Annotated in this window: 12 protein-coding genes; 7 read left to right on the forward strand and 5 right to left on the reverse strand. The window is 74.1% G+C overall.

What is annotated here, in order from left to right; all coding sequences use genetic code 11:
* Positions 1-56: 56 nt before the first annotated feature.
* Positions 57-6,920 carry a hypothetical protein gene (locus ACG2DA_RS04150; RefSeq protein ID WP_395254208.1) on the reverse strand — a complete coding sequence of 2,288 codons (6,864 nt, stop codon included), beginning with the start codon at positions 6,918-6,920 and terminating at the stop codon, positions 57-59.
* 252 nt (positions 6,921-7,172) lie between these two features.
* On the opposite strand from ACG2DA_RS04150, the gene ACG2DA_RS04155 reads away from it, so the two are divergent.
* The 3 genes from ACG2DA_RS04155 (at position 7,173) to ACG2DA_RS04165 (ending at position 13,073) form a co-directional block, all read left to right on the forward strand.
* Positions 7,173-7,847, forward strand: a complete 675-nt coding sequence (locus ACG2DA_RS04155) for an ECF-type sigma factor (protein WP_395254209.1) — start codon at positions 7,173-7,175, stop codon at positions 7,845-7,847.
* A gap of 61 nt (positions 7,848-7,908) precedes the next feature.
* Complete coding sequence (locus ACG2DA_RS04160; protein ID WP_395254210.1) at positions 7,909-12,288, forward strand: WD40 repeat domain-containing serine/threonine protein kinase; 4,380 nt, start codon at positions 7,909-7,911, stop codon at positions 12,286-12,288.
* An 86-nt stretch (positions 12,289-12,374) separates the two neighbouring features.
* Positions 12,375-13,073, forward strand: a complete 699-nt coding sequence (locus ACG2DA_RS04165; protein ID WP_395254211.1) for a DUF1080 domain-containing protein — start codon at positions 12,375-12,377, stop codon at positions 13,071-13,073.
* Between the two features lie 88 nt (positions 13,074-13,161).
* Here ACG2DA_RS04165 and ACG2DA_RS04170 read toward each other — a convergent pair whose 3' ends face one another.
* Both ACG2DA_RS04170 and ACG2DA_RS04175 read right to left on the reverse strand, forming a co-directional pair.
* Positions 13,162-14,943: a DUF4332 domain-containing protein gene (locus tag ACG2DA_RS04170; RefSeq protein ID WP_395254212.1), complete on the reverse strand. Its 1,782-nt coding sequence runs from the start codon at positions 14,941-14,943 to the stop codon at positions 13,162-13,164.
* 107 nt (positions 14,944-15,050) lie between these two features.
* Positions 15,051-16,622: a sialate O-acetylesterase gene (locus ACG2DA_RS04175; RefSeq protein WP_395254213.1), complete on the reverse strand. Its 1,572-nt coding sequence runs from the start codon at positions 16,620-16,622 to the stop codon at positions 15,051-15,053.
* A 156-nt stretch (positions 16,623-16,778) separates the two neighbouring features.
* Here ACG2DA_RS04175 and ACG2DA_RS04180 point away from each other — a divergent pair, with 156 nt between their 5' ends.
* Positions 16,779-18,233 carry an MATE family efflux transporter gene (locus ACG2DA_RS04180; protein WP_395254214.1) on the forward strand — a complete coding sequence of 485 codons (1,455 nt, stop codon included), beginning with the start codon at positions 16,779-16,781 and terminating at the stop codon, positions 18,231-18,233.
* A gap of 55 nt (positions 18,234-18,288) precedes the next feature.
* Here the strand turns inward: ACG2DA_RS04180 and ACG2DA_RS04185 are convergent, their stop codons facing one another.
* Entirely contained in the window at positions 18,289-19,299 is a 1,011-nt protein-coding gene (locus tag ACG2DA_RS04185; protein WP_395254215.1) for a GTPase, read from the reverse strand.
* 127 nt (positions 19,300-19,426) lie between these two features.
* On the reverse strand, positions 19,427-20,278 hold the full coding sequence (locus ACG2DA_RS04190; RefSeq protein ID WP_395254216.1) for a type III pantothenate kinase: 852 nt from the start codon (positions 20,276-20,278) through the stop codon (positions 19,427-19,429).
* Positions 20,279-20,516: 238 nt separating this feature from the next.
* Here ACG2DA_RS04190 and ACG2DA_RS04195 point away from each other — a divergent pair, with 238 nt between their 5' ends.
* From ACG2DA_RS04195 to mqnE, 3 genes are all read left to right on the forward strand, one after another.
* Positions 20,517-21,926 (forward strand): HD-GYP domain-containing protein, encoded by a 1,410-nt coding sequence (locus ACG2DA_RS04195; protein WP_395254217.1) that lies wholly within the window; start codon positions 20,517-20,519, stop codon positions 21,924-21,926.
* 138 nt (positions 21,927-22,064) lie between these two features.
* Entirely contained in the window at positions 22,065-22,997 is a 933-nt protein-coding gene (locus ACG2DA_RS04200) for a UbiA-like polyprenyltransferase (RefSeq protein WP_395254218.1), read from the forward strand.
* Positions 22,998-23,052: 55 nt separating this feature from the next.
* Positions 23,053-24,210, forward strand: a complete 1,158-nt coding sequence (gene mqnE, locus ACG2DA_RS04205) for an aminofutalosine synthase MqnE (RefSeq protein WP_395254219.1) — start codon at positions 23,053-23,055, stop codon at positions 24,208-24,210.
* Positions 24,211-24,216: the final 6 nt, after the last annotated feature.

The raw sequence follows: 24,216 nt of genomic DNA on the forward strand, positions 1-24,216 counted from the left end.
CAGCCCACACGCCGCCGGCCCCGCTCCCCGCCCCAGGGGCGAGGAGGGAGGCCGCGTCACCCGCCGGGGGCGGCGGCGCCGGGGCCGCCGCCGGGGACGAACAGTTCGCCCAACAGGAAGCGGATCGCTTCCTCCCGAACCTGCCGGCCGGTCTGCACCTGGACCCGCGGGCGGCGGACCGTCCCGCCGACGTGCAGATAGACCACGCGGTCCCGCAGCAGGCGGGCGGCCCGGAGGGCGAAGCCGACCGGCGTGGGCCCGGCGGATTCCTCGATCAGGCGGAGGAGCACGTCCTCGGTGACGTTGCGGGGGCCGGTGTCGGCGACGACCTCCAGGTCCAGCCGCCCGGCGGGCAGCGCCGCGGTCCCGCTGGCGAACAGCCGGATGCCGGGGCCGGAGAGCGTCAGCTTCTCGATCCGGGCGATGGAGTTCCGCAACCGCACCGCCAGCTCGCCGGTGCGGGCCGTCGCGGGGCCGCGGAACTTCAGGAAGGGCTGGAGCGCGCTGAGCACCGGCAAGCCCTGCGGGGAGGGGTTCAACAGGATCAGCCGGGCCTCGCCCTCCAGGTCCTCCAGCCCGTCGACGGCCCGGCCGGCCAGCGTGACGGAGCCGGCGACGCGGCCGCCGGTCAGGTTCCCGCCGGCCCCCCGGGTGAACACGTTGGAGTCCACGCCCCGCAGGTCCAGATCGACGTCCAGCCCCACGCCGGGGCTGCGGCCGAAATCGACCACGGCGGCGCCCTCCACGGAGCCGCCGCCCAGCGTGGCGCTGGCCCCGCCGATCCGCACCCGGCCGGAGCCGGCGGCGGGGGTGTAGACCAGCTCGGTGGGCAGCCGCCACCGGGAGACGTCGAACAGGTATTCGTTCCCCGGCCGACCGGGGGCCTCCGCGGCGAGGAACCGTCCGCGGTCCAGTTCCACCTGACCCCGCAGGGAAATGGAGTGCACCCCGAGCACGCCGTTCAGCCGCGCGCCCAGCCGGCCGGTGACGTTCTCGCCCAGCCAGGGGACCGGGGCGAAGGCGCGGGCGGCTTCGGCGTCGCGGAGCAGCAGTTCGATCCGCACCGCGCCGTTCAGGGAGTCGCCGCCGGGCGGGGGGCCCACGGTCAACTGGAACGTGCCGCCGGCGTAGCGGCCGTTGCGGAGTTCGCCGGTCCAGTCGGTCGGGTCGCGGGCGTCGATCGCCAGGGCGGCGTCGTTGACGAGTTGCTTGCCGCCCCAGGTGACCTGTCGCAGCCGCACCGTACCGGTCAGCCGGGGCGGGGGGCCGGATCGCAGGGATTCGACCTCCGCCGGCGGGAGCGTCGGCAGGGCGGCGCAGCCGGGCGGGGGGGCGACGCCGGGCAGCAGCGCCGCCAGATCGACCGGCGGGCCCTCGGGGTGGGAGTCGAACCGCAGGCACAGGTCGGCCTGCCCGCGGAGCGACGGCGCCGCCCCGCTGCGGCCGCGGAGGACCGATTCCAGTTCCAACAGATCCCCGTTCCGCACCCCCGCCGAGGCGACCACCCGCAACGGCCAGGAACCGAAGCCGAAGTCGTTGGAGTCCGCGGCGGCCGGTCTCACGGCGACCGATTCCCCGGCGATCGGGTCCGTGACGACGGCGGGCACGGCGGCCGGGTCCAACGCCCCCGCGGGCGTAACCGGGGCGGGGGCGACGGCGAGCCGCGGGGTCGGTTCCACGGCCGGCGGGAGCGGGCGGAACGCGGCGGCGGCGCCGAGGTCCCCGCCGAGCCCGCGGGCCTCCAGCCCCCCCTTGCCCACGCCCCCGGCCAGTTCGGCGGTGAGGATCGCGTCCCGCAGCCGCACCGGCCGCCCGGCGCCGCTGCGCCGCACGACCGTCAGCAGGTCGCTGGTCACCCGGCCGTTTAGGGCGACGGTCTTCAGCGACAGCCGCCCGGCCGGCCAGGCGGAGGCGATCCGCACGGTGGCGGCGCCGGTCAGCGCCGGTTCGGTCCCGCCAGCGGCCGGGTCGAACCGCGGCGGGGAGGCCGCCGTCAGCAACGCGCCCACGTCCCCGCCGACCCACGCCAGCGTCGCGGTCCCGTTCTTCTCCGGCTCGACCTTGTCCTGCTCAACCGGGGGCGCCGGCGAGCCGACGGAGGGTTCCGCGGCGGGTTCGTCCCGCGGCAGGGGGACGGACGCCGTCACCCGCAGGTCGCCGTCGGCCAGCTTCGCCGCCAGCCGCTCCACCGTCAGCCGGGTGCCGCCGCGGGCGGGGTGAGCGACGGACAGGTCCGTCGTCACGTCGGTCAGCACGACCGGGCCGAGGCCGGGGAAGTCCTCGTCCGGGGGGACTTCGAGGGCGAACCGCTCCGAGGTCAGGTCGGCGTCGACGTTCCACGGGGCGGCCGCCTCAGGGGAGCCCTCGGGCGCCGCCGGGTCGCCCAGCCGGCCGTCCGCGGTCAGGGAGAAGTTCAACGCCCCGCCCAGCGCGACGGGGCTGTCGGGGGAATCCGGCCCCAGCTCCCGCACGGCCAGCGGCAGCACGGGCGCCAGCCGCCGGGCGAGGTCGCGGGGGTCGGCGCCGGTGACGTTCGCCGCCGCGGCCCAGGGTCGGGCGCCGTCGGTCCGCAGCTCCGCCCGCCCGGAGGCCGCCGCCTGCCCCAGAGCCACGCCCAGCCGGTTCACCCGGATCACGTTCTCGTCGGCCTCCGCGGCGAGCGTCAGCAGGTCGATCCCCACGCCGAACGCCGTCACCTCCTCGCCGGAGAGGGACAGCGTCCCCCGCAGGTCGGCGGGGTCGTCGGAGCCGGACAGGTCCGCGCCCAGCGTGACGGTCCCGGCGAACGCCTCCGGACCGGTCGGCAGCCCGGCCAGCGGCCCGCCGGCGGCGGCCCCGGAGCCGCCTTCCTCCCCGAGCACCCCCGCGGCGGCGAGGCCCGGGGCGGCGACCGCCAGCGGCAGGTCGTCGGCGTCGAACTTCAGTTTGAACGGGTGCGGCTCCCGCCGGGACCGCGATCCGGAGGCGGTCAGCGTGCCGACCCGCGGCTCGGCGTCCGGCGGGTTCGATCCGGAAACGGGGTCCGGCGGGGCGAGGAAGCGGGCTTTGAAGGAGTTTACCGTCAGCCGCTCCGGGGTGAGGGCGACCTCCGCGGCCAGCGACGGCAGCGCCAACCCCGGCGCCAGCCTCGGCAGACGGACGTCGGACGCCCGCAGCACGCCCTCGGCGGTCTCCAGGTGGAGCGGTTCCAGCGTGCCGGTCGCGGCGATCTGTCCCAGCGTGGAGCCGCGGCGGGCGCCGGCGAGGGGCGCCTCTGCGGCGGCGGGCTCCTCGGGGGCGGGGAAGCCGAGGGCGCCCAGCAGCGGGGGGAGCAGGGCGTCGGTCGGCCACTCGTCCCACCGCAGCGTCGCCCGGAACGGCCGCGGCGCCGACAGCCCGACGGCGCCCTCGCCCGTCAGCCGCCCCCGGGCCGTCTGACTCCCGTTCGGCGGAACGGGCACGAGCAGCAGGTCGCGCCACTGGAAGGAGTCGTTCGCGACGCCGAACTTCGTGGACGCCTCCCGCAAGGCGATCCTCCCCCCGCCGGGCAGCGCGAGCGTCGGCTTCCGCAGCGTGACGGAGCCGTCCGCCGCCGCCACCCGGAAGCCGCGGCGGGGCACGCAGGGGTCGTTCGGGTCGGTGGCGTCCGGGTCCGGCGGCGGGGGGAACCGCACGTCGATCCGGCCGTTGCCCGCGGCGACGCCGTTCAGCCCGTACTCCGGCGGCAGCAGGTCCGCCGGCAGCCGGGTCAGGTCGAGGTTCGACAGGGTCAGTTCGGCCGTCAGCGGCAGGTCGGGACGGTCGAAGTCCACCGCGGCGATGCCCGTCAGGGACCCGCCCGGCGCCTCGCCCTCTTCGCCCTCGCCTTCGCCGGCGCCGGCGCCCTCGAAGGCGACGTTCACCTCGGCGGCGGTCAGGCGGTCGTCGGCGAGGCGGAGGTCCGCCGACAGCGTCTCCACCGGCAGGGAGAACAGCCGCAGACCGGTCCCCCGCACGTCCGCCCGCACCTGTTCGAGCCCCCACGGGTTCGCCGGCCCGCGGGCCCGGCCGGCGGCGGCGAACCGGCCCTGCCGGGCCACCAGCCACTCCGGCGGGCGGACGCACTCCGGGATCAGGTCGAACGCGGCGGCGGTGACCTCGCCCAGCCGGCCCTCGGCGGTCCAGCCGTCCGGGCCGACGGCGGCGCCGCCGGTGAAGGTCCCGCGGTCGGTGACCGCCCGCACGTCCGTCAGCGCCGCCTCCCCGTTCGCCACCGACAGGTTCCCCGCCACGTCGAACACCGGCACGTCGTACACCCGCAGGTTGTCCCCGCTGAGGGTCAGTTCCGCGGCGGTGAGGGCCCGCGGCTCCAGCGTGCCCGCCAGCGTGCCCGCCAGCGTGAGCGAACCCTCCCCCGCCAACGCCCCGGCCGGCGGGCGGATCGGCTCCGGCAGGGCTTCGAGCAGCCGGGGGGCGAGGTCCGTGGCGGTCAGTTCCGTGGTCCAGGCGCCGGCGCCGGTGAGATCCGCGGTCGCCGAACCGACCACGCTGCCGGCCTCGGTGCGCAGCACGACGTTCGTCAGTTTGATCGCGTCCGGGCCGTCCTCGTCCACGGCGTCGCCGTCGTTGCCGGGGTCGGCCTCGCCGTCGTTCCCGCGTTCGGGGGAGTAGGCGACGGCGAGGTCGGCGCTGAGCGTCGTCACCGCCAATCCGTTCACGGACAGCGGGTCTCCGTCCGGCTGCAGCGCGGAGCCGCCGCGGAGCGTCGCGGCGAGGGAGACGGCGGCGGGTTCCAGCGTCCCTTCGGCCTGCGCGTCCAGAGCCGCCGTGCCCGCGACGTTCGCCGGCAGCCAGTGGGGCGGCTCGTCCGGGAACAGGGCGGTGAGCAGGGCCAGATCGAACCGCTCGCTGGTCGCCGTCGCTTCGAACGGATGCGGCGCGACGACGCCCAGCTCCCCGGCGCCGCGGAGCGGTTGCCCGGCGATCAGCGCGTTGAACCGATCGAGTTCGGCGACGCCGTCGTCCAGGGCGAGGGCGGCGTCCAGGTCGTCCAGCGCCCGGCCGGCGACCGTCAGCCCGGTGGCGGCGATCTCAGCGGTCGCCTCGTACGCCGCCAAGTCGTCGCGCTGCGGCCAAGGCACGCGGCCCGTCACCGTGCCGGTCAACGTCCCGCCGGACACGGGCAGGTCGTCGCCCAGGTAATCCCACAGCAGGGAGAGCGGCACGTCGGTCGCGGCGAGGTCGACGGCCGCCTCGGTCTGCGCCTCCTCGGTCAGCGGGAGCGCGGCGGAGCCGGTCAGCCGGCCGAGTCGCCCGTCCACCGGCAGTTCGAGGGCGAGGTTTTCCAAGACGAGCGTCTCGTTCGCCACGGACAGGCGCGCCGTCACCTCCGACAGCGGCGTGCCGAGGACCGTCAGATTTTCCCCGTCGAAGGTCAGGTCCGCGGCGGCGACCGTCCGCGGCTCCAGCGTGCCGGCGGCCGTGCCGCGGGCCGACAGCGTGCCGTCCCCGCCGATCGCCTCGTCCGGCGGCCGCACGCTCTCCGGCAGGGCTTCGAGCAGTCGGGGGGAGAGGTCGGCGGCTGCCAGTTCCACGGTCCAGGCGCCGGGGCCGGCGAGGTCGGCGGTGGCCGAGCCGGTCACCGCGCCGGCCTCCGTGCGCACGAGCAGGTTCCGCACCGCGATCGTCGCCTCTTCGGCGTCCCCCAGGTCCGGCACGAGCCCCGGTTCCGGTTCGTTCCCCGGGTCCGGTTCGTTCTCGGGATCCGGCGAGAAGGCGGCGGCGAGGTCCGCCCGCACCTCCGTGATCGCCAACCCGTTGATCCGCAGCGGTTCGCCCGCCTCCCCCTCAGCGCCCTCGCCGTCAGCACCCGCCGGAGGCAGGGCGGCGCCGCCCCGCAGCGACGCGGCGAGAGTCCCGGCCGACGGCTCCAGCGTGCCGTCGGCCTGAACGTCCAGGGCGAGCGTGCCGGACAGCTTCTCCGGCAGCCACGCCGGGCGCCCGTCGGGAAAGAGGGCCTCGACGGCGGCGAGGTCGAACCGATCGCTCGTCACCGCCGCTTCGAACGGGTACGGCGCGACGATCCCCGCCGAGGCGGCGCCCCGCAGCGGTTGCCCGGCGACGAGGACCGAGAGGCGTTCCAGCTCGGCCGTGCCGTCGGCGAGGGCGAGGGCGGCGTTCAGGTCGTTCACGGCCCGGCCGGCGACGGTCAGCCCGGTGGCGGCGACCTGGGCGGTCGCTTCGTACGCCGTCGGGTCGCCCCGCTCCGGCCAGGGCACGGCGGCGGTCACCGTGCCGGTGAAGGTCCCCCCGGCGACCGGCAGTCCTTCGCCCAGACGCTCCCACAGCAGGGCGAGGGGCACGTCGGTCGCGGTGAGGGTCGCCGTCGCCTCGGTCTCCTCCCCGGCCAGCGGCAGCGAGGCGGAGCCGGTCAGCGTGCCGACCGGCCCCCCGACCGCGACCCCGTCGGCCGGCAGGTTCACGGTGAGGTCGTTCAGCGCGAGCACCCCGCGGGCCAGCGACAGGTCCGCGACGACGTCCGTCAGCACGAGCGGCTCCGCCGGCGGGGGGGCCGCGACCGGGTCGGCCTGGAAGGCGCCGGGGGCGGGGGCGAGGGTCAGCCGGGGGGAGGTGATCCGGCCGGTCGCGGTGATCGCACCGGACTGCGTGATCTGGGCCAGCCGGGCGGTGACGGTGAGGCTCGCGCTGACGGTCCCCTCCGCCTCGATCGGCACGTACACGCCGAAGCGGGCCAGCCGCTCCTTGAGCGTGGCGAGGTCCACGTCCTGTACGTTGACGGTGCGGGTGACGGTGGCGGCGTCGGCCCCGGCGGCGCCCGCCCGGGTCGCCTGCCGTCGCACCGCCTCGGCGCCGCGGGCGAACAGCTCGGTCAGTTGGCCCGCGGCCGGATCGGGCGTCGCGAACCACGTCAGCAGTACGGCGACGGACAGGACACGTCGCACGGCGGACTCCGGGATCTCGGGAACGGACGGCCGCGGCCCTCCGCCGCGGGGCGGGCATTCTCCCCGCCGGCCCGGCCCGGCGCCACGGGGGCGTCCCCCCGGGCGTCAGGTCCCCGCGACCGGACGCCTCCCCGCGGTTCCCCCCGTCGCGGCTCCCCCGTCGCGGCTCCCCCCACGCAGCGACCCGCCGGTGGCGTGGGGGGCGGCGGGGGTTTAGCGTGACAGGCCAGGACAGACCGCCGGGAGGCCGCCGTGAGCGACGTGACGCACCTGCTGGACCGCTGCGAGTCCGGCGACCCCGCCGCCGCCGAGGCCCTGTTGCCGCTGGTGTACGACGAACTCCGCCGGCTGGCCCGCCGCCGGATGAACCGCGAGGCGGGCGACCTCACATTGCAGGCCACCGGGCTGGTGCACGAGGCCTACCTGCGGCTCGTCCGGCCCGGGAACGACCGCCCGTCGGCCGCGGCCGGAAGCGAGGGCGGGACCGCGGACGGGGCCGCGATCGGGGCCGGGGGGTGGGACTCCCGCGGGCACTTCTTCGCGGCGGCGGCGGAGGCGATGCGGCGGATCCTGATCGAGCGGGCCCGCCGCCGGGGGCGGCTGAAGCACGGCGGCGGACGGCGGCGGGCGTCGCTGTCCTCGGCGCTGCGGGCCGGCGCCGGGCCGGCGGTCGACCCGCCGGGCTTCGCGGACGACGGCGGCGCCGGCGAACTGCTCGCCCTGGACGCCGCCCTGGACCGGTTCGAGGCCGAACGCCCCCGGGCCGCCGCGGTCGTCAAGCTGCGGTACTTCGCCGGACTGAGCTTCGAGGAAACCGCCGCCGCCCTCGACATCTCCCGGGCGACCGCGGTGCGGGACTGGACGCTCGGCCGGGCCTGGCTGCACCGCGAGATCGCCGGGTTCGGCGGCGGCGGGGATTTTTCGTGAGCACGGCCGCGGACGGCCGTCGCATTAAGGAACGCCCCTCTCCCGCTTTCCGCACCGTCGCATGTCCGCTCGACCGCCCGTGCCCGCCGCCGACTCCGCCGCCGAGAACGGCCAAACCGCGGCGGATCGCCTGTTCCTGGAGGCCGTCGAACGGGAGGACCCCGTCGAGCAGGCCGCCCTGCTGGACGCCCGCTGCGCCGGCGACCGGGCGCTGCGGGCGGAGGTGGAGGAATTGTTGGCCGCCCACGCGGCGGCCGGCGGCGTACTGGACCGCACCCTCGCCGACGGCCCGACCGCCGGCCGCGGGGAGACCGACGGGGCCTCGGAGGCCGCCGAGCTTCCCCCGTTCCCCGACACGCAGGGCAACTACCACGTGTTGGAGCCGGTCGGCCGCGGGGGGATGGGGGTGGTCTGGCGAGCCCGCGACCGGCGGCTGGACCGCATCGTGGCGGTGAAGGCGCTGACCCCGGCACTGGCCGCCGACCCGGTCGCCCGGCGGCGGTTCGTGCGGGAGGCCCGGGCCGCCGCGGCGGTGACGCACCCGCACGTGGTCACCATCCACGCCGTCGAACCGGACGGGCCGACGCCGTTTCTGGTGATGGAGTACGTTGCCGGCCGCTCCCTGAAGGAGAAGCTGGACGCCGACGGCCCGCTGGAACTCCGCGAGACGCTGCGGATCGGCGCCCAAACCGCCGCCGGCCTGGCCGCCGCCCACGAGCGGGGGCTGATCCACCGGGACGTCAAACCCGGCAACGTACTGCTGGAGAACGGCGTGGAGCGGGTGAAGCTGACGGACTTCGGCCTGGCCCGGGCCGCGGACGACGCGGCGCTCACCCAGACCGGGCAGATCGCCGGCACGCCGCAGTTCATGTCGCCGGAGCAGGCCGAGGGGCGGGCGGTCGACCACCGCAGCGACCTGTTCAGCCTGGGGGCGGTGCTGTACGCGATGTGCGCCGGCCGCCCGCCGTTCCGGGGGGAATCGACCGTCGCCGTGCTGCGGCGGGTCTGCGACGAACTGCCCCGGCCGCTCCGCGAGGCGAACCCGGAGGTCCCGCCCTGGCTGGCGGCGCTGATCGAACGGCTGCTGTCCAAGAACCCGGACGACCGCTTCCAGTCCGCCGCGGAGGTCGCCGCCCTGCTGAACCGCCGCCTGTTGGAGCTGGAAAACCCCGGCCTGACGGTTCTCCCGGCGGCCGCCGACCCGAGCCCGGCGCCGGTCCGGCGCCCGGCCGGCGGGCGGCGGCTGCGGCGTTGGACGCTCGCCGGGGCCGTGCTGTTGGCGTCGCTGCTGAGCATCGGCGCCGCGGAGGCGACCGGCGTGACGGAGATCGTCCCCACCGTCGTGCGGCTGGTGCGGGGCGAGGGCGTGCTGGCGATCGCCGTCAGCGACCCGAACGTCCGGGTGACGGTCGAGGGGGAGGACCTGCTCATCACCGGGGCCGGCGCCGGGGAGATCCGCGTCAAACCCGGCGCCTACACGGTCAAAGCCGACCGCGACGGCGAGCCGGTGTTTCAGGAAGTCATCACCGTCGAGCGCAACGGCCGCGAGGCCGTCAACGTCCGCTGGGAACCGAAGGGCGCCGTCGCGGAGACCGTGGAACGGGCCGACGCCCCGGCCGCCGCCTCGCTGCCCCGCCGCTTTCATGCGGGCGACGCTCCGCTGAACTCCTATAAGGTGACTTGGGACGCCACCGCCGAAGCCTGGAAGATCGACGGCCTCGCCGGGCGGAACGTGCGGCTGTACGAGCTGTCGCTGAACGAGGGTCCGAACGCCGCCGACAAGGCCCGCACGCTGCTCTATCAGGCCCAGGCCCGCACCGAGAACGTCACCGGCAAGGCGTATCTGGAGATGTGGGTCCGCACGCCGGACGGCGGCCGGTTTTTCTCCCGCGGGTTCGACTCCGCGGTCCGCGAGACGACCGACTGGACCACGATCGCCACGCCGTTCGATCTGGAAGCCGGGCAGCGGGCCGAGGGCGTCGAATTGAACCTCGTCATCGAGGGCGGCGGCACGGTCTGGCTGCGCAATATCGTTCTGAAGCACGGCGAACCCCGCGACCTCCCCGCCCGTCCCGACGCCCCCCACTCCCCGGAGGAATTCCGGGCGCTTTGGGACCGCCTGACCGGCCGCGGGACCCCTGCCGAACCGGCTCCCGTCGAACCGGCCGACCGCGATCCGCAGTTCGTCGCCCCGCGGTTCGGCGTGCGGGCGCCGGTCGGCGGGGCCGGAGCCGTTTCGCTCGTCCGCCGCTTCGAGGGGCACACGGCGGCGCCGAAGGCGGTCGCCGTCTCGCCGGACGGCGAACTGGTCGCCGGCGGCAGCGGGTTCCCCAAAGGCGACCGAACGGCCCGCGTTTGGGAGGTCGACACCGGCCGCGAACGCCATGTCTTCCGCCACCCCGCCGCGGTGATGGACGTGGCGTTCTCCCCGGACGGCGCCCAACTGCTGACCGGCGGCGCCGACGGGATCGCCCGCGTCTTCGATCTGGACTCCGGTGAGGAACTGCGGCAGTACAAAGGCACCGACGTGCTGATGGACGTCGCCTACAGCCCCGACGGGGCGACGGTCCTCGCGGCGTCCCACTTCGGCGAAGCCGTGTACGTCTGGAACGCGGAGACCGGCGCCGTGGCGCACGTGCTCAAGCACGAGCGCCGGCGCCCGCTGCGGGTCGTCGTCACCCCGGACGGCGACCGCGTCGTGGCCGCCGACGACAGCGGCCAACTGCTGATCTGGAGCCTCGACGGCGGAACCTTCCTCAAGGCCCTGCCGGCGACGGCGCCGGACCGGAAGGGCAGCGTCGGCCTGGCCCTCTCGCCGGACGGCCGCGAGGCGATGATCGCCGACAACGCCGGCCTGGTGCGGCTGTGGGACCTGGACTCCGGGGAGCAGCGCTGGTCGATGATGAGCGGGATCACCGCGGTGCAGGGGATCGCCGTCTCCCCCGACGGGGCCACGGCGCTGGCCGTCGGCGGCGCCGGTTCGGTCCGCAATCGGGCGTTGGCCGTCCTCGACTGGGAGACGGGGGAGAAGCGGCTCGAACGCGGCTACGAGGGCGGGCTGGTGTGGGACGCCGCGTTCCTGCCGGACGGCGAACGGTTCGTCACCGTCTCCGGCTCACGCTGGATGAAGGGCGACGCCCTGCCCACCGGCGACTTCGCGGTGAGCCTGTGGGAACTGCCGGAGGTCTTCCCCAATCGGGATTCGAACCGAGCCGCTGGGACCGACCGCGGGCCGCGACGGGCCGACGACGGGCCGCAGTTCGTGCAGCCGCAGTACCCGACGTTCGGTCCGGAGGGCCCGCGGCAGCACGAAGCGGCGCTGTCGCTCGTCCGCCGGTTCGGGGGGCATGACGCCGCCCCCGGAACGGTTGCCGTCTCCCCGGACGGCGCCCTGGTCGCCAGCGGCAGCGGGCGACCGATCGGCGACCGCACCGCCCGTGTGTGGGAGGTTGAAACGGGGAAACTGCTCCACACCTTCGAACACGATGCGTCAGTCTATGCGGTCGCGTTCAGCCCCAAGGGATATCGGCTGCTGACAGGGGCCGCAGACGGCGTGGCACGGGTTTGGAATCTCTCTGGCCCGGGCGACGTCGGCCGTGTGGTCCGTGAGTTCTGGGCTCCGGGCGCGCTGCTGGACGTCGCCTACGGTCCGGACGACACCGTCGAAGGGGGGATTGTGGTCGGCGCCGCCGCCGACGGCAAAGTGTACGTGTGGAAAGCCAGCACCGGAGACGTGGTTCATGTCTTGGAGCACAAAGGCGAACAACCGACCCGCGTCGCCGTCACGCCGGACGGCGGCCGGGTCGTCGCGATCGACCGCAGCGGTCAGTTGCTCATTTGGAACCTGGACGACGGGGCGTTCGTCAAAGCGATCCCGGTCGGCCTGCCGGACCGCGAGGGCGACGGCGACGGCGGGCTGGCCCTGCTGGCCGACGGCCGACGGGCCCTCGTCGGCGACGACGCCGGCATCGTGCGGCTGTGGGACCTCGAGACCGGCGAGGAAGTCTGGTCCACCATGTGCGGCGTCATTGCGATTCAGGCGATCGCCCTCAGCCCGGACGGGAACCTCGCCCTGGTCGGCGGCGGCAGCGGCACGCCGCAGAACCGGGCCCTGTCGGTCCTCGACGTAAACACCGGCGTCAAACAGCTCGACCGCGGCTACGAGGGCGGGTTCCTCTGGGACGTCGCTTTTCTGCCGGACGGCGAGCGGTTCGTGACCGCCGCCGGCTCCCGCTGGTTCCGCAACAACCCCATCGCCACCGGCGACGACGCCCTCGCCCTATGGACGCTGCGTCGGGGCGAAGCGCCGCCGGCGGACGCCCGGGCGTCGTTTCCTGAGACCGGTACCTTCGACGACATGGCGCCGCCCGCCCCCGGCGCGACGCCCGAAGGCTTCACGGAGCCTTCGCCCGAGGATCTCGACGAGGCGAATCCGACCTGAGCGGCGTTCCGGCCCGCGAAGCGGTGAGCGCCCGCCGCATCCGCTACGCTGACGGCGTTCGCCCGTTCCCTGACGAAAGCTCCGTCATGCTCGCCGCCCTGCTGCTCGCTTCGCTCGGCCTGGCCGCCCCGGATTCCGGGGACGCCGCCGAGGCCGGGTTCACGCCGCTGTTCGACGGCGAAACGCTGGACGGCTGGCGCGGCCGCGACGGCCTATGGCGCGTCGAGGACGGGGCGATCGTCGGCCGCACCTCCGCCGACGATCCGCTGGAGGCGAACACCTTCCTGATCCGCGACGAACCGGCGGAAAACTTCGACCTGCGGCTCCGATACAAAATTGAAAGCGGCAACAGCGGCGTGCAATACCGCGCGGAGGTCTTCGACGAAGAGGCCCACCGCGTCCGCGGCCCGCAGGCGGATATCGACAGCTCCCCCAAATACACCGGCATTCATTACAGCGAGGGCGCCCGCGGCATCGTCGCCCTGCGGGGCCAGAAGGTGAAGGTCGTCCCCGACGGCAAGAAGGGCCGGAACGAGGTCGTCGGCTCCAGCGGCGACCCTGCCGAGTTGCAGGCGAAGCACATCAACGCGGACGACTGGAACGAATACCGCATCGTCGCCGACGGCCCCGTGATGCGGCACTACATCAACGGCCAACTCATGTCCGAGGTGACCGACGAACGCCCGGACCGCGAAAAAGCCGGCGTGATCGCCCTCCAACTCCACCGCGGCCCGCCGATGGTCGTGCGGTTTAGGGACGTGAAGATTAAACGGCTCGATCCGTAGTTTCTTCTTCGGTCACCCGAAGCGTCAGCGAGGGCCGCAGGCGCTGATGCCCTCGCTGACGCTTCGGGTTGGTGTTGACGGCCTGTTGTCACGCCGCCGCCCGGCGGGGTTCGTCGGCGTTGGGGAGGGGGCGGGCCTGTTTGGCCCAGGCGCACCAGTTCGTCACCTCGGCCAGGTCCGGCGGGGCGCTGCCGCGGAGGATGCGTTCGCCCTCGCTGGTCTCCAGCAGCGGTTCGGTCAGGCCGAGCAGGTCCTCCGGGGCCAGGCCGATCACGTCGTCCGGGTCGGTCACGCCGACCGCCACCAGAATCTGCACGTCGTGGCCGTGCAGGTTGGGGATGCGGCACATCAGGTTCGCCGCGTCCTGCCAGTCGCGGACGACCTCCGGCACGATCCAGCGGGTGTCCAGCCGGTCGGCCAGATCGTGCGGATCGCCGGAGAGCAGGTCGCCGACCGTCTCCACGCCGATCTTCAAAAACCGGGCGGCCGTCTTCGGACCGACGCCGGGCGCGTCCACCACCGGGTCGCCGGGGTGCAGGCGGAAGGTCAGCGACGACGCGTCGGACGGCGGCAGGCGGAGGGCGGAGGGCGGAGGGGAAGCCTCCGGGGCGGGGCGTTCCGGCGGGGCGAACCGCGGGGCGGCAGAACCGCCGAACGCCCGGTCGACGACGGGCTCCGATGCCGGCTCCTCCCGCGGGGTCGGCGGCTCGGGCCGGGCGGCGGGGGGCGGGTTGAACGCCTGCTTGAGGCGCTGCTCGAAGTCCGGCTGCGGAGCCGGTCGGAAGGTCGGCTGGAAGCTGGGTTGGACCCCGGGCTCGAACTCCTCGGACGCCTCCCGCGACGCGACCGGGGCGAGCATCCGCGGCCGGGTGCGGGCCGGCTCCGCGGTCGCCGGGGCCGCGGGGGCGGCGCTAGCTTTTTGGTGCTCGGCGAACGCCTCGCGAACGACGCGGTTCTCCTCCGGCAGGCGTTTGACCACGTCGCCGGTCTTCTTGAATTCCTTCCAGATCCGCAGCACCTCTCTCCGGTCGGCCCGGTCGTGCAGCTTGCGGGTCAGCCAGAGGATCGGCTTCGAAAAGGCCGTCAGGAACCCGATCACGCTCACGCCGACCCGCGGCGGGGCCTGGCCGGCTTCGTCAATGGCCCGGTCGAGAATGCAGGCGAAGCCGACCGCGGCGTGCCCGCAGCAGAGGGCCAGTTCCCGCCGGCAGACGCCGTCCAGCCCGGCCTGCGGGTTCTTCACTCCGGCGGCGAAGTCGTACCGCTCGCAGAACTCGTCGTAGAACTCGTTGGCGCGGGCGGCGCCGTCGATCGTCATCCGCTCCAGCCAGTCGTCGCCGGCCGGGACGGCGACCGTCGGCCAGCCCAGCGGGCCTTCCAGGTCGCTGCGGAACAGGTCGTAGGACTTCGTGCAGCTCCACTCGGCGGCCCGGTGGATGCGTTTTTCCTCCTCGCTCTGCCCGGTGTGAAAGGGCATCAGCGGGTCCGTGTAATAGTGGCTCAGCACGCCGGCGGCGTAGGCGGCGGCGGGCCAGTCGCGGACGGAGAGCCGCTCGACCAGCACGCCGTACCACTCGCGGACCTTCTTCGGCGCCCCGCCCCACAGCCCGTCGCGGACGTGCAGCACGTGGTTGGCGAAGTCGCGGAAGTCCTTGTCCGGGGCCTTCGCCCCGGTCAGCAGCGGCTCGACCTGCCGGAGGAACAGGTTCCGCCACGCCTCAGCCTGCTCTCCGGAGAGGTGCGTCAGCGCGTCGAGCGCCAGCTTGTGATGCGTACTCTTGGCCTTTTCCGCGTGCAACACGCGGAACAACAGCGGCAGCGCGGGGCGGGCGGGGTTCGGCGCAGCGGCGGGGGGGGCGGGCTCGGCCATCGGGCGGGTGTAGTTCACCCCCCGGCCGCCCTCCAACCCGGGATGCGGCCCCGCCGTTCCTCCCCTCTCCCCCAAAGGGGGGCGAGGGAGGGACGGCTGGCCGGCGGTCAGTAGTTGCCGGCGGTCACGCCGGGCCAGTCGTCGGTGCGGAACGGCGCCGCCGGCAGGCCGCGGGTGTTGAACAGCGTCACCTTCGGGTTGTCCGCCCAGGCGTAGCGGACGGCGACGATCTCCGAGACGCCCGCCGGCGCCGTGACTTTCACGGTATTCGGCCCGGTCAATTCGGCCTGGGCCCAGTGGAAGGTCTTGTCCGGCCCGGCCACCGCAAAGCCGAGGGCCTCGCCGGGGGCGGCGGCGTCGGCGCCGACGCTCTCGTCCCGGCGGATCTGCAGGGCGTCGCCGTCCGTGTCGAACGTTACCGTGGCGGTCTTGCCGTCCATCGCCACGTCCGTCATCCGCGGGCTGAGCTGGCCGGTCTCGTCCATGTCGTAAACGACCTCCAGCGCCGCCAGCGCCAGCCGCTGGCCGACGTCCTCTTTATTGCGGGGGTGAATGTCGTTCGCCTCGCCGACGTCGATGATGACCGCCTGGCCGACGTCCGGCAGTTCGTCCAAGGTGTTGTCCTGGGCCTCGCGGAGTTCGGCCCAGTCGGAACCGGCGTTGGGGTCGTCCTCGTAGGCCCGGAAGTTGGCGAGCTGCACCCAGAAGAAGGGCAGCGGCTGGCCGAACTGGTCCCGCCAGTCTTCGATCATCGCCGGGAAGATTTCGTCGTACTGCTCCGCCCGGCCGGCGTTGGACTCGCCCTGATACCAGATCGCCCCTTTGAGGGCGAAGGGGACCAGCGGGGTGATCATGCCGTTGTTCAGCACGCCGGGGCGGTGGTGGGGGCGGTTGGTGTCGGCGTCGTCCGTCTTTTCCCAGCGCTCCAGCAGGGGGCCGGCGGTGTCGGTTTTCTCCAGCGTGGCGGGCCGGGTCCAGGCCTCCGAAGGCGTGCCGCCCCAGCTGGAGTTAATCAGGCCCAGCGGCCGGCCGGTCTCGGTGTGGATCGTTTTGCCGAAATAATAACCGACCGCGGAGAAGTTCCGGGCACTCTCCGGGCTGAGCTTCATCCACTGGGCGTCGGCGGAGAGCGTCGTCTTCGGCTCCCGCACGCTCTGCCGCGGCACGGTGAACAGGCGGATCTCGTCGTTCTTGGCCGATTGAATTTCGCGGTCGGCGTCGAGGGTGTTGTTCAGGCCCCAGGCCATGTTCGACTGCCCGCTGCACAGCCAGACGTCGCCGGCCAGCACGTCGGTGTAGACCTTGCGGTCGGCGGTGTCGGCCTCGCCCTCGGCGGAAGCGTCGGCGGCGTCGGCGTCAGCAACGACGAGGGTGAGGTTCGTGCCCGGCTGAAAGGGGCCGACGGTCACGCTCCAGCGGCCGTTCTCGTCGGCGGTGGCCGTGGCGGCGGGGCGTTCGTTGATCAGGTCGTCCGGCGGGGCGTCGGTGACGACGGTCGCCGTGACGCTCACCTGGCCGCCCGGCTCAGTCTGGCCGAACACCGGGACGGGGCGGTCGGACTGCAGGACCATGTGGTCGCCGAAGATCGGCGCCGGGACGACCTCCGCGGCGGCCGGGCCGGCGAGGCCCGCCAGCAGGAGGCCGGAGCCGAGCGAACCGAGGGCGAGAAATCTTGTCATAGCAGTGTCGAGCGGGGGACACGGGACGGGCGGGAACGAATCGGCCGACGCTAATCCCGCCCCCCCGACCCTTCAACCGCGCCCGGACGCTTCAACCGCTTCCGAACGCCCTCGGTGAGACGCCCCGCCGACGGCCCGACGCTACGCTTCCCGCGCATGGACGCTCCCGCCTCGCCGCCGCCCTCCGCCCACCCGGCCGGCTCCCTGCGGGAGTTGCTCGCCGTGGCGGTGCCGTTGGCGCTGAGCACGGGGTCGGTCAGCGTGGCGCAGGTGGCGGACCGGGCGTTCCTGGCCCGGTTCGACCCGGCGGCGCTGGCGGCGTCGATGCCGGCGGGCATGCTCCAGTGGGCCGTGCTGAGCCCCTTTTTGGGGGTGGGCATGACGGTGGGCACCTTCGTGGCCCAGAACGCCGCCGCCGGGCGCCCGGCGGCGGCGGCTTCGGCGGTTTGGCAGGGGGTGTGGGCGGCGGTCGCCGCGGCGCTCTGCTTCGCGGCGCTGGTCCCGCTGGCCGGGCCGCTGTTCGAACTCGCCGGGCACGGGCCGGAGGTGACGCGGGCGGAGGTGACGTACTTCCAGACCCTCTGCTGGGGGGCGCTGCCGACCGCCGCCAGCTTCGCCCTGTCCGGGTTCTACGCCGGCCGGGGCCGCACCAGCGTGGTGATGGCGGTGAACTTCGCCGCCGCGCTGACCAACGTGGCCCTGGACTACCTCCTCATCTTCGGCACCCGGCTGCCGGGCGGCATGGAGGTTCCGGCGTACGGCATCGCCGGGGCGGGGGCGGCGACGGCGCTGAGCTTCGTCGTCGCCTGCGGTCTTTATTTATTCGCCATGACCCGCGGCGCCGGCCGGGCGATGCACGTCTATCAACACGTGCGGTTCGACCCGGCGATGATGCGGCGATTATTGAGGACCGGCCTGCCGACGGGCCTCAACATGGCGGCGGACGTCGCGGCGCTGACGGTCTTTTTATTCCTCGTCGGCCGGCTGGGGCGGGACGAACTGGCGGCGACGACGCTGGCGTTCAATTTGAACTCCCTCTGCTTCCTCCCGGCGATCGGGCTGGGGCACGCGGCGACGATTCTGGTGGGCCACCGCATCGGCGAGGGCCGCCCGCACGCGGCGATCCGCACCGGCTGGCTGGCGACGGCGGTGGGCGTCGCGGGGATGCTCGTCAGCGGGGCGATCTTCGTCTTCGCCCCCGGGCCGCTGATCGAGCTCTACGTCGGCGACGGTTCCTCCTTCACCCCCGGCGAGTTGGCCGCGTTGTGGGCGACGGCGCCGGCGTTATTAAAATTCGTGGCGGCCTACAGCGTGTTCGACGTGTTCGCCGTCGTGCTGGGCGGCGCCGTCCGCGGCGCCGGCGACACCACGTTCCCCGCCGTCTGGACCGTGTTCTGCGCCTGGGGCCTGATGGTCGCCCCGACGCTCTGGGGCGTGCTGGGCGGCGGCGACTGGAGCGGCCGCGACGGCGTGCTCTGGGCCTGGGCCTGCTGCACGCTATATATCGTCGGCGTCGGCCTGGGCATGACCGCCCGCTTCGTCGGCGGCAAGTGGCGGGAGATGAACGTGTTGGACGAGGAGCCGGCGGCACGGGGCGGGCGTCGTTCTTAGCCGCGACCGGAGGAGGCGTTCCCGCGGCGCGCCGCCGCGCTTCCTCCGGTCGCGGCTAACGGATCAGCCCCGCGTGCCGCTCCGTCAGCGGGACCGGCTCCCCGGGCGCCGGCGGGGTGGGAACTAATAATTGCGACAACGCCGCCAAGAGGTCTTTCAATCCGGCGCCGGTTTCGGCGGAGACGGGGAGCCAGCCCGGCGGGGTCGGGCGGGCGTCGGGGCGGTCGGTTTTGTTCCACGCCCGCAGCGTGCGGCGGTGGGGGGGCAGGGCGCCGGGCTCCCCGTCGGCGGTCCCGTCGGCGAGGTGAATCACCGCGTCGGCGTCGGCGAGCGTCGCCCGGGCCTGCGCCACGCCGGCGGCCTCCAGCGGGTCGGGCGTCTCCCGCAGGCCGGCGGTGTCCGTCAGCCGCACCGGCCAACCGTCCACCGCGATCGTCGCCCCCACCGCGTCCCGGGTCGTGCCGGCGATCGGCGAGACGATCGCCCGGCCGTACCCGGCGATCGCGTTCAACAGGGAACTCTTCCCGGCGTTCGGCGGCCCGGCGATCACGACCAACCACGGCGCCGTCAGATGCCGGCCGAACTCAATGCGGTCCCGCATCGCCGCGTGCCGCGACGGGTCGCCCAACCCGCGGGCCAGCGTGCCGGACGCCTGATCGAGCAGAACCCCCGCGCACCGCACCGTCGGGGCGGCGGCCAGCGCCGCGGACAGTTCCGCCGCCAACTCGCCGCCGCGGGCGCGTTCCTGCTCCTCCCATCCGATCCGCTCGACCCCGGCGGCGGCGAGGTCGGCGAAGATGCGGTCGATCGCTGCCCGCCCGCCGTGGCAGTGGATCTCCGTTTCGTCCTCGGCGGTGCGAACGACGATCAGTTCCTCGGCCGGCCGTTCCGATTCGTCTCGCCCCCACCGGCCGAAGGCGACGCGGTCGAGCGGTTGGGCGGAGACCGGCCGCCCGTTGGCGGCGGCGAAGGCGGCGTCGCAGAGCGTCGGCGAACCGACCACCCGGATCACCGCCACCGCCCCCCGGCCGGGCGGGGTCAGCAGCGCCGCGGCGGGGGCGGTCATCGTCGCCACTCCTCGTGCCAGCCCGGAGCGCAAGCTCCGGCCGTGCGGAGGCGGGGCCCGTCCGGTCCATCCGCCCGCCGGTCGCGGCGACGGCCGACGCTTGCGCGTCGGGCTGGTAACGGCCGGTTCACAGTACCCTCGCGGCGAGGAACAGGCCGGTGAGGGTGAGGTGCGGGGCGAGATGCGGTTCGCAGCGCCGCAGCCGGTCCACCGTCAGCCCCGCGGCGCCGCCGGTCAGGATCTGAAACGCCGTGCCGTCCGCCCAGCCGCCCAACAGCCGGTCGACCACCGCGGCCTGCATTTCCAGCACGCCGAACCGAATGGCGGCCTCGGTGTCGCGGCCGTCGGCGGGGGCGTTCTCGGTGAAGCTCACCTCCGGCAGTTGGGCGGTGTGGGCGTGCAGGGCCCGGGTGCACAGCACGATCCCCGGGAGGATCGCCCCGCCCAGGAACTCCGGCCGCCCGCCTTCGGACAGGGGGTTGGCGGGCAGGCGGACGGTGTCGATCGTGGTGGCGGTGCCGCAGTCGGCGACGGCGGCGAACTCGCAGCCCGCCGGGGCGAGGACGGCGGCGGCGAGGGCGTTGAGCAGGCGGTCCGCGCCGACGCGCTCCGGCTGGCGGGTGCGGTTGGCGATCAGCCGGTCCAGCGTCGCCCGGGGCAGTTCAATCGGCGGGGGGCCGGCGTCGGTCGGCCAGGCGGCCAGCAGGGCGGCGGCGCCGGCGGGGTTCACCCCGGACCACACCGCCGGGGCGTGCAGGCCGTCGGGGGCGTGCTCCGCCAGGAAGGCCCGCAGCGGGGCGGCGGGATCGTCGGCGTGCGCGACGCGGAGGGTGGCGACCGGCTCCGGCGGCCGGCCGCGGCCGGCTTCGTCGTGCGCTGCGGCTGCGTCGGCTGCGTCGGCGAACAGCCCGGCTTTCCAGCGACTGTTGCCGACCTCGACCACCAGCCGGCGGGGCGACGGCGGGCGGGAGGACGGCATACGGTCGGGAACGGAGACGCGGCGGGACGGGGAGCGGTCGCCCGGCGGGGCGACAGAACCGGCGCCGTCGGCAGGCGCGGGCGCGAAAACGGCGGGCGGGGGCGGATTCTAGCCGTTCGCTCCGCCGCTCGCCGCCGGCCTGCGGAACCGGACCTAGCGTTGCCGCGTCACCACGAAGCGACGACGGGCCGGTCGTCTTTTCGCAACGTTCCCCCGCCCACCAGCCCCCTCGTCGCGCGTGTCGTCCGCCGATCCCGAACACGCCGCCGCCGAAGTTCCCCCCCGAGGTCCCGCCGCCCCGGCGCTCGGACTGCCGGCGAAGGAGGAATACGTGCCGCTGCGGCGGTGCGATCTGCGGCGGGGCACGGTGCTGAAGACGCCGGTGCTGGACGACCGCGGGGTGCTGCTGCTCGCCGCGGGGCAGGTGATTTCGGACACCTTCCACGCCAAGTTGGTGGACCGCGGGCTGCTGTCCGTGCAGGTCCACGCCGAGGAAGTCCCCAAGCTGCTGGCCGGCGTGCCGCAGGGCGAAGCGAAGGAGGCCCCCCGGTCCCGCACCGGGGTGGTGGCGCCGGCCGCGAACGCCACCAGCGAGGCGCTGGACCGCATCGCCGTGAGCGGCCGCGGCCTGGGACTGCCGAAGCAGGGCGACCCGTTCCGCGGCGAGTTGGTCGACCGCACCGGCGTCCCCTACGACCCCGCCCGCCGGGACGCCAGCGTCGCCCGGCTGTGCGAGGCCGTCTCCGTCGCCGGCGCGATCCAGCGGGAGATCGCCTCCGGCCAGGGCGTGGACCTGCCCGGGCTGACCGGCCTCGCCGACGAGGCGTTGGACGACCTCGCCGCCGACCGCGACCTGTTCGCCGCCATCGGCCTGAGCCCGCACGGGACCGGCTACCCGACCCGCCACGGCGTGCACGCCTCGATGCTCGCCGCGGCCGTCGGCGCCGCGATGGGGCTGGACCGGCCGACGCTGAACGAACTGACGATCGGCGTGCTGGTGCACGACGCCGGCATGCTGCGGCTCGACCCGGCCCTGTACGAGACGCCCGGCCCGCTGGGCAAAGCGGCGTTTCTGGAGATCACCAAGCACCCCGTGCTGGTGTTCGAGGCCCTGGGGAGCGCCCGGGACATTCCCCCGCGGGCAGCGTTCATCGCCTACCAGATGCACGAGCGCTGCGACGGGTCCGGCTACCCCCGTCGCCGCACCGCCCCGCAGTTGCACGCCCTGGCGAAAATCGCCGCGGTCGTCGACGCCTTCGTCGCCCTGACCTCCCCCCGCCCCTACCGCCCGGCGCTGGCCCCGCACCACGCGATGCGGCACCTCCTCAAGGACGCCGCCGCCGGGGCGTTCGACCCGGAGGCCGTGCGGGCGCTGTTGCGGACGGTGTCGCTGTTCCCGCTGGGCAGCCGGGTGAAGCTGGACGACGGCCGCCGCGGCCGCGTGCTGCGGGTCACCGAGGACTACAGCCGCCCGCTGATCGAACTGGACCCGCCGGGCGGCGTCGCCGGCCGGGGCGGGGCGCCGGGCGAGTTGCTGGACCTGAGCGCCTGCCCCGAGCGCTGCGTCACCGGCGTCTCCGCCGACGCCGCCCCGCTGGTCGACGAGGCCGGCGCCGAGGCGGAGGAGCCGCTCGCCGCCGCGGCGTGACCGGCTCGGCCGGTTTCCTCTGCAAGATGCAACGATCGCTTGCGGTTTCGCGGGGGCTCAAACGCTCTTCGGCCCCGCAAAACCGTAAGCGGGGGACCTGAGTGAAGAGAAAACCGGCGGCTGCGGTAAGTTCGGACGATGACGACCGCCCCGCCCCCGCCCGTCGCCCAACCCGTCGCGCCCCGCCGGGCGACGGTCGCGGACTGGCTGAGCCTGATCCGGTTCAGTCACACGGTGTTCGCCCTGCCGTTCGCCCTGATGGCGGCTCTGCTGGCCTGGCGGGCGACGGCCGCGACGCCGACGAAGATCGCCTGGGATCTGCTGGGCGTGACGCTCTGCATGGCGACGGCCCGGGCCGCGGCGATGGCCTTCAACCGACTGGTCGACCGCGAGATCGACGCCGCCAACCCCCGCACCGCCGGCCGGCACCTGCCCGCCGGGATCGTCTCCCCGACGGCGGCGGCCGTATTCACCCTGCTGTGTTCCGCGGGGTTCGTGGCCTCCACGCTGCTGTTTTTGCCGAACCGCTGGCCGCTGGTTCTCTCCCTGCCGGTGCTGGCCTGGCTGCTGGGCTACAGCCTGGCGAAGCGGTGGACCTGGCTGTGCCACTGGTGGCTCAGCGCCGCGTTGGCCCTCGCTCCGATCGCGGCCTGGCTGGCGATCGCGGGAACCGTGGCGCCCCCGGCGCTGTGGCTGGCGGCGGTCGTGCTGTTGTGGGTCGGCGGGTTCGACATCCTGTATAGCTGCCAGGACGCCGCCTTCGACGCCGAGGCCGGGTTGAACAGCGTCCCGGCCCGGTTCGGCGTCCCGACGGCCCTGAAGATCGCCGCCGCCGGTCATCTGCTGTGCGGGCTCTGCCTGTTCGGGCTGTGGTTCTCGGCGGAGTTGGGCGGGGTCTTCCTCGCCGGGGTCGTGGGCGTGTGCGGGCTGCTGATCTACGAGCACGCCCTGGTCAAACCGCACGACCTCAGCCGCGTCGGGGCGGCGTTCTTCACGGTCAACGCGATCATCTCCGTGGGGTTGCTGGCGGTGTTGGGGGCGGATCTGGCGGCGACGGGATTCCTGGGGTGAAAGATGACCGGGCGGGGCGGTTGGCCTCTCGGCCTCCGATCCGCAAACTGCCGTCATGCCCGCTTTCGCCGACCCCGCCGACCCCCGTCTCCAAACCATCGAGCAGAAGGTGCACGCCGGCGAACGGCTCTCCTTCGAGGACGGCCTGTTCCTCGACGAATCGGTCGACGTGCTGACCCTCGGCCGGCTGGCGAATCAGGTGCGGGAGCGCCGGTGGGGCGATCTGGCGTTCTATAACACCAACCTGCACCTCAACCCGACGAACGTCTGTATCTATCGGTGCAAGTTCTGCGCGTTCCGGGCCGACCTGCGGGACGAACGGGCCTACACCGTGGACGAAAAGATCATCCACGACCGCGTCGCCGAGGCGAAGCAGAAGGGCGCGACCGAGATCCATGTGGTGGGCGGCCTGCACCACAAAAAGAAATTCGACTGGTACGTGGACGTGATCCGCACGATCCACGACGCCTGGCCGGAGCTGCACATCAAGGCGTGGACGCCGGTGGAAATCCACTGGTTCGCCCACATGACCAAGAAATCCTACGAGTGGATCTTCGAGCAGCTGATCGACGCCGGCCTCGGCAGCCTGCCCGGCGGCGGGGCGGAGATTTTCGATCCCGAGGTGCGGTCGCAAATCTGCGAGCACAAGGCCGACAGCAAGCAGTGGTTCGACGTGCACGACGCCGCCCACCGGGCCGGTCTGCGCAGCAACGCGACGATGCTCTACGGCCACGTGGAGCAGGCGAAGCACCGGATCGACCACCTGATCCGCCTCCGCGATCAGCAGGACAAGACCGGCGGCTTCCAGACCTTCATCCCGCTGGCCTTCCACCCGGAGAACACCAAGCTGGACCACCTGCCCAAGCCCAGCGGGATGACCGACCTTCGCATGGTCGCCCTGAGCCGGCTGATGCTGGACAACTTCGACCACATCAAGGCCTACTGGATCATGCTGGGCGAGAAGACGGCCCAGACGGCCCTGGCCTTCGGCGCCGACGACCTGGACGGCACGGTGGTGCACGAGGAGATCTACCACGACGCCGGCGCCACCACGCCGGAGGGGCTGACCGTGGAGCAGCTCCACCGCCTGATCCGCGAGGCCGGCCGCGAACCGGTCGAGCGGGACACCCTCTACCGCCGCGTTCTGCGGGACGCGGAGCAGCCGGTCAAGTGGCGCGTCGGCGAACCCGTCGCCCCGCTGACGGCGGCGTGAGGGGGC

Source organism: Alienimonas sp. DA493 (assembly GCF_043951915.1).
Lineage (GTDB): Bacteria > Planctomycetota > Planctomycetia > Planctomycetales > Planctomycetaceae > Alienimonas.